The sequence below is a fragment of the Halomonas sp. 3D7M genome, assembly GCF_014897885.1.
GTDB lineage: Bacteria > Pseudomonadota > Gammaproteobacteria > Pseudomonadales > Halomonadaceae > Vreelandella.
The window spans coordinates 1-7,030 of the sequence record NZ_JABUZF010000015.1 but is presented as its reverse complement, the minus strand read 5'-3'; the positions used below and the strand labels follow the sequence as shown (position 1 = coordinate 7,030).

Sequence of the window (7,030 nt, the reverse complement as noted above, 5' to 3'; positions counted from 1 at the left end):
GTCGTAGGATGAACGCTTACATTGGTTCACGCGCCGTTGATCGCGCTTACCCACGACACAGTACCAGCGCGCCTCCTCCTCTTGCCGCCGTTTAATCGCCGCCTGCATCGCTTCTTCTGAGATCGCATAGCGGGTGCGTGACGTACCGTAACTGAACTGAGCGCTGCGTTTTTTGCGTGAACCGTCGGGCATCAACGCATACCAAGCCGCTACCCAGAGTGTTGTCCCAGTGGGACGCTCGTAATGGTAAACGCCCGTTATCGGGTCAGCAGGCCGTTCACGATGACGCGTGACGGAGCGTGCATCCCTAGCAACAACTCCTTCCAGCGGCGGGTGCCCCAAATATCTCTGCCGCGCTGGTCTCGATACGCAAGGCAACGCTCAAAGGTATCGTATTCATTGGCTAAGCGCGGGATCGACTTGGTTTCGGATTTCCTGATGGGCGTGGCACGCGCACCATGGGGTGTTCGTGCATTCCGATTTCGGCCAAGAGCGGACTTTAAGAGGATTCTGATGTAATGTCTCCATCAACCGTAGGCTTGCCTGGCCTTGTTATGTGCATGTCTCTGCCAACCCCACTAGCTCGCCCATCTTAAACTGACGCCCTTTATGAATTACATGAAGGTGAGAGACGTAGCATTGATTTCTGTTTTTTGCCTCTAGAAACAACAAAACGCGCCACATTATCTTGAGAGAAATTCTGGCATCTTCAGCTCCAACCTTTATTGGCACGACGTTTAGGCCAAAACATCGAGTTTTTCCTGAACCTCGATCAACGCAACCCAAAAATTTCTTGTCTCCTGAGCTTTTTCTTGTGGAGTCTTTCTCTTTCATGCCTACGCCTTCTTCTAGCTCAAGCTGCATTTCCCAAAGATGATTATGGGCTAAAAGATCCCTCACAACGAAGATTTCTGTTGTTTCCTCATGAAGAGGAAAGTCTGGGTAAATCCCTTTCAAATACTCTGGAACTGCCAGCCTGTTGAGATCAGATCCTACTGCATTGTTAATATATCGAGTCCGCATAACGTATGACTCAAGGGCGACTACTGAAAGAATACAGATAGAGGCTGCAAAACCGCTTTCATAGTATCCAACTTGAAAACCTGACGAACTGCCTTTTTCGTGCTTATCCAGTCTTTCTAGCAGAGCGCTGATAGCTTCAAAGTACGAACTACCAATAATTGTGACTATTTCACTGTTCAATGTATACCCCTCACTTAACGCTTTGCTCACCGGAAGATTGGGAGCATAACGAGTATTTTTCCACGTGCAGCAACTTGTTATGTGTTTTTGCCATACTTTCTCGCATTCTCTGCACAGTGCTTTTTCACCTCCTTTAGCCACGAATCATACCAGTACCAAGTTTTCGCAACTTGAACTCCATAACTCTTACCTTTTTCCTTTGCTTTTTTTGACTGCCACAGAATAGTATGATGATGTTGTTTGAATTTTATGTAACCCATGCCACCAATAATTCTCACAATCTCACTAGGGAGATATTTTTGTTTTTCCTTTTCTTTTATTAATACATATTCTTTGTTTAATTTTTCTGCTTCTGGGGAGTTTGCTGGAATAAACTCGATTACTTTATCAGCCTGTCCTTTGTGATTAACTGATTTTGGAACATACAAAACCCTATAAGAGTATCTAAGGTCGTTGTATTCTTCCTGAGGAAGATCCAAGTCAAAGCCGTTAATATAAGATGAAATGTTTTGTGGTAAATCAGAGAACTCTTTAAGCTGATTAGCATGTTCTTCTGTAATAGATGAAAACTGTAGAGAAAACGATAGGTGCTTGTCTATACCTAAACCATCTTCAAAAAGAGACTTTATGTATTCATTATAATTTAGACAGCACGCCTGAAATCTTGCACTAAGATAGTCATCTATTCTCGTAGTCATTTGATGCTCTACTTCATGCCTGAGACCTATGAGAAATTTCAAATTCGATTTAGCTACCTTATCAATCGGACAAGAACGATCATCCAAACAGCGTTCTAACTCCCAATGCTTGTGCGCTCCTTTTTTTGTTTTGTGATATCTCTTCCTACTGCCTTTTTGGTCATAATAGCGGTATTCAACATTTTTAGATCGATAGTAAGCATGAAGCAAGTATGTCCATGCGATATTTGATAAAACAATAAAACTTTCAGATTTAAATTGTATGTTCGGGTTATTGAATATTTGGACTGCTGCAAGCATCGATTCTCTGGACTTTGTCAGAAGTTCCGTTTTTATCGATCCAATTTTTCGATTGCGCTTCGCCATAAAATTCCTTTGAACAATGTTTGAATACACATAACAGGTATTTGACTGCCCATACTATGATTGGGTAAGCTTGTTAGCACTTTTTCCCGTCAAATGCGGCCTTTCAAATCTTTCCAAGTCTATGTTTTTTATGAATATTGGTTTTTATATAGGCTATATATCCAAAATTTGCGCGCATGCTGAATTTTCCGTAACGTTCGATTAGAGTCGATAGCACCTATGCAAGATCATTCCTGTTTCGGCCATTGAGTTTTTATTGATATTCAACACTTTAGCTCAGCGACGACAAAGCCGCATAGCGGGTTTATCGTCCGACTGGAGCGACTTGTTAGGCACCTCATATGATACCCAAGGCTCCATGCCCAGCTCCATCAGAAAGCTTCTGTGAGTGCGCTATATGTTTCCTCCGGCAGGCTTAAACCCAATGAGCGAAGTTCGCCTTCAGTTATCTCGTTGACCATTGGCTGAGCCTCTCTAACCTTCTTCACAGCATCCCTGTCAGCACGCAAGAGCGCCATAACTTGCTTTAATGCAAATAGGTACCGGGGCGAGTGGTTTACGAGGCTTTCCAATACGGCATTTGAAATATCTTCTCCGTATGCCGCATCAACAACAAGTACGGAAAAATATGTGGATATGCCTTCATTGATTACGTTGGTTGCGGGTTCGCTTGGATTTTCAAGGCTTACAGATGGATACAAAAGGTGGCAGACTTCATGAGCAAGTTGGAAGTCGCGTTGTGCGTCGTCATTAATTGCCTTGTGGCTCAAAGCAACCTGAACCGTCCCACTCTCAGGCCAATAATGTAAATGGGGAGGATGTTCAAGGAATATGACTCCGTCGTATACCCAATCCGAAGTCATAGGTCCAAACATCTCCATGGCGAAGCCAATTAGCTCATCAGCTCTGGAGTTGCACTCTTCTGTGTAGAGGTGCAACTCCTCATCAGAAAATCGCATCATGCTTTCCAAGATTCCTAATAGTTGTATTAAATAACATTCTCGACATTTCACTTGAATGCGCACGCGCGCTCAACAATATTATTCTGCACGACCGACCACATTTCATCTTATTGAATTACTTAGATATTAAGTATAAATCGGCATTATAAAACCAACCATCACGCATGCAGCATATACCCAATAAACGTGCCGACTGCCTTTCCCGGCATGTCCGCTTTGGGTCGAAATCTGCCTTAAGCAACTCTCTATACCAGTCCAAAAGCGAGGCGAAACTGCATAGCACGCTTAGGCGTCTCTATCACCAAAATAATCATCCGTCGCCACGAGCCCCAGGCGGTCATCTGTATTGAAGGCTTGATCTCTGTCACTATCTTCGCTGAACAAATTTTGTACGCGGCGTTCTTGTTTGAAGTAAGCCAACGTGCTGAAAAAACAGCTTTCGCAAAGGTGAACTTCATAGCGCTCGCCGTCGTGTTGAGAGCCATAGCCCCAATGTGCCTTGAGGGTGGCGTACTCAAGATTTTCCTCTGCTACACGTGTTGTGGTTAGGCAGACATCGCACACCACATCAGTGACGGCCTCGACTTCTACTTTTTCAGTCACTTTCATTGCTATGCTCCTCCCCTACCGACCATGTACTCACTAACATGGCATGTGCAATGCGTGCCTATCTCGGCGGATGCTCATCACCTGATTGGGTGGCTGGAACAGGCTCTTCCACCTGCATGGCTTCCCAGTCGTCAGCGCCTACAGGCTCAAACGGCAGCTCATATTTGCCGACCGAGCCCTTAAGCCGCTGCAGAGGGCCACCGTCTGCTTTTATATCACTGGACTCATTAGATTTTTGCATCTAAGTGCCTTCTGCAGTGCGTGCGAAACCATGAATGCAGTATCACGGTAGACTCATTAACCTTAATCCACCCCAAGCGCTTTGACCACTGCATCAATCGGTTCGGCATAGAAGCTGGTTTGGAACTTGGTGAACAGCTCTCCGGGGATGGTAGGAATATCCATGGCGCTGCTCATGGGCAGAGTGACGCGCTTGCCACCGGCATCAAAGGCAACCTGCAGGCATTCCGCTAGACTTTCGACGGGTTTCAAGCTGCCCCCTAGACTCATGTCGCCCAGCACGACCATTTGGCTCTGAGTAGGTTTACCTACCAGGCCAGAGGAAAAAGCGACTAAGCTTGCTAGCGAGAGATCACGCAGCACGCCGCTATTTTGCAGATCGACCACATGAAGGTGGAAATCATGCTCCATGACCTTGCGGGCTCCGCTGATGCGGCTGGCGTTGGCCTTGAAGTAATCAAACGCCATTTTGACCTGCTCTTTGGCAGCCGTTGAGTTCCAAAGCCCTGACATGGCCAGCTTGCCGCTTCCCGCAGTAACCTGCATTTCGATGCGATAAACCCCCGGCATGCCCTTGTCGCTTAGGCCAATGGTGTGCACCACGCCTGGCTTGCCCTGGCCTTCTGGAATTAGGCCGCCACCGCCCTGCTCTTTTACTGACACAAAGCGCTCTTCCAGGGTCTCCTTGTCGATGTAGCTGAAATGGACATCATAAAACTCCATGCCGCCAATCTTTTTCAGCTGTTCTTTCACGCGGCGACGTACCTGCATGGCGTATTCCAGGCAATCGCGTACATCGTCTTTCATCAGCCCTTGTGAACCGCCGCCATGGGGAAACATCAGCTTAAGCAAGCCCGACACGGTTTTACGTACCGCGATCACGTCACGTTGGTTGAGGTTGTCACCCAGAGAGAAGTAACGATCAATCGCATCGGCGAAACTGCGCTTGCGCATCTCACGGAAAAATTCGGCTAGGTAATCGACGATAAACCCATAGCGCTGAGTGAAGAATGAGGGCCGCATCTTGGGGATTTCCCAGCCAGGAATATAGGCATGGAAGCGATCAAAGAAAGCGGCATCAATCATGGCATCAGGGAATGGCGTCAATAGGTGGCTGGTTTTCACCAGCGACTCCACGCTTTGATTGATGTTGCCAACGAACACCATCGAGGCTGAGGCTTCCATCTGTTCGCGCCCACGGGCAAAGGAGCCAGAGGCCATGTAATCCTTCATGATCTGCACCCCGTCCTTATCCTTGAACGAGATACCGGCCACTTCATCGAACGCCACCAAGTCCCACATACCCACCAGGCCAATGCGTCGCGAGCTCATGTTGTAGAACAGGTTAGCTACCGTGGTTTGCCCGCCGGAGACCAAAATGCTGTTGGGTGAACACTCTTTGTAGATATGGCTTTTGCCAGTGCCCCGTGGCCCTAGCTCGCAGACGTTGTAGTTGTTCTCAACAAACGGAATCATCCTGGCCAGCAGATGCCACTGCACGCTCTCATCAAGCTCGGCAGGTTCCATACCAATCGAGCGAATCAGCACTTCACGCCATTGAGCATTGGTGAACCCACGCCGCCCTTCAAACAGCTCGTCCATATTCATGTGGGGCATCTGAATCGGCTTGAGCAGGCTGACACCAAACGGCGAGCTTGTTTGCCCCTCTTCATGGAAGTAGCTGAGCGTGGCGATCACCCAAATCCCGCCTACCAGCAGCTTCTCGTGCTCTTTAACAATGCCTGCGGAGATTTCGGCATCTTTGATGCCTAGGTTACTGAACGCTGCTTCATAGCGGTCTTTTTTCTCATTCAGACGCACCGTGACACGATCAATCACCTTGAAGCTGCCGCGCTCGCGCACGATGGATTTCACTTTCTCCGCTTCATCCGGGCGAACGTAGTTATCCGTCAGAATTGCTTTGACGTTTTCCAACCCTTTAGCGATCACCTCCGCATCATCAGAGGCGCAGTACATGCCCAACAGGTACTCCAGCACATACACGGGCACATTAGCGCCCTCTTTCACGCGCTGGGTGAGGTCCTTACGCACCACGCGGCCCGCAAAGTGCGTGTTAAGTAGCGTATCCAGATCGGCGTCCTGAAGGGCGTCGGTAATGTGCGTGGCGGAAGATGAGTCAAAATCCATGTGGGCGGTCACTCCTGAACGACGAAAAAAGCACAATGCACAAACATAAAAGCTTCCCAGCTGATGACGGGCCTAGAAAAAATCATCCGTAAATGCGAGGTCGATCACCACCCGGTAGCGCTCCCGCTCGGTGCCCAGATCTTTATCACGCAGCACCAAGAAGTAGTCATTCTTGCGATCAAATGACGTGCCCGATAGCGAGAGGCGCACCGACTTCATGCGCTCGTTCATATTGTCGCTTGCGCTATCGAAGGTCACGACCTCTTCACTGGAAACCACCTCGCTGCCCGCGTAAATCGCCACCGACAACGTGACCGGGCGGAGGCGCTCGCTCACCGCTTCGGTTTGCAGCAGGTCGAAGCGCTGAATGTTATTGACCATTTTCAGCGATGCCTTGGGTGAGATCACCTCCACCTTGCGACTGGTGCGCTTTTCCACCTTCTCGCCCCGCAGCTGCTGAACGGTGAGCACCGGCACCACAATTTCCTGGGGCATAATGCCCCCGTGTACAAAGCGCGCCCCGCCGACAAAGTGAAAACGGTGTGCGCCTTTGGGTATCCAGAACTGGGTGTCGCAGTTGGTGCCTGCCGTATCGCGGGTATGGCCGTGCCACACGCTGGGGTTATCGGGCAGCGACTCGCCCAGCACATAGCGCTTTTTGCTTTTGAAGGCCGACGTTGGCTTGTCTGACAGCGCCGTGCGGTCGGTAGCATCCAACGCGCTGCGCTGGAATAGGAAGCCGTGGTCGGCGGTGACCAACACGGTGCTGGTGTTCAGGTGCATGAGAATTTTACGGGTTAGCTG

6 protein-coding genes and 2 pseudogenes are annotated in these 7,030 nt (G+C 48.9%); all 8 read right to left on the bottom strand.

Translation table 11 applies throughout. The features are described 5' to 3' along the window. Positions 1–342: pseudogene (locus INT22_RS20110) on the bottom strand (hypothetical protein); the annotation flags it as partial. 210 nt (positions 343–552) lie between these two features. Then, entirely contained in the window at positions 553–1,203 is a 651-nt protein-coding gene (locus INT22_RS00310) for a hypothetical protein (RefSeq protein ID WP_193067459.1), read from the bottom strand. 77 nt (positions 1,204–1,280) lie between these two features. Then, positions 1,281–2,267 carry a DUF3644 domain-containing protein gene (locus INT22_RS00305; protein WP_193067458.1) on the bottom strand — a complete coding sequence of 329 codons (987 nt, stop codon included), beginning with the start codon at positions 2,265–2,267 and terminating at the stop codon, positions 1,281–1,283. Positions 2,268–2,638: 371 nt separating this feature from the next. Continuing rightward, a complete protein-coding gene (locus INT22_RS00300; RefSeq protein ID WP_193059748.1) occupies positions 2,639–3,229 on the bottom strand; it encodes a hypothetical protein in 591 nt (196 codons plus the stop codon). Positions 3,230–3,514: 285 nt separating this feature from the next. Continuing rightward, positions 3,515–3,838, bottom strand: coding sequence for a hypothetical protein (locus INT22_RS00295; RefSeq protein WP_193059747.1), 324 nt, complete (start codon positions 3,836–3,838; stop codon positions 3,515–3,517). Between the two features lie 58 nt (positions 3,839–3,896). After that, positions 3,897–4,079 (bottom strand): hypothetical protein, encoded by a 183-nt coding sequence (locus INT22_RS00290; protein ID WP_041158396.1) that lies wholly within the window; start codon positions 4,077–4,079, stop codon positions 3,897–3,899. Positions 4,080–4,141: 62 nt separating this feature from the next. After that, positions 4,142–6,226: a protease Lon-related BREX system protein BrxL gene (gene brxL / locus INT22_RS00285; protein WP_193059746.1), complete on the bottom strand. Its 2,085-nt coding sequence runs from the start codon at positions 6,224–6,226 to the stop codon at positions 4,142–4,144. 72 nt (positions 6,227–6,298) lie between these two features. Further along, positions 6,299–7,030: pseudogene (locus INT22_RS00280) on the bottom strand (BREX-1 system phosphatase PglZ type A); the annotation flags it as partial.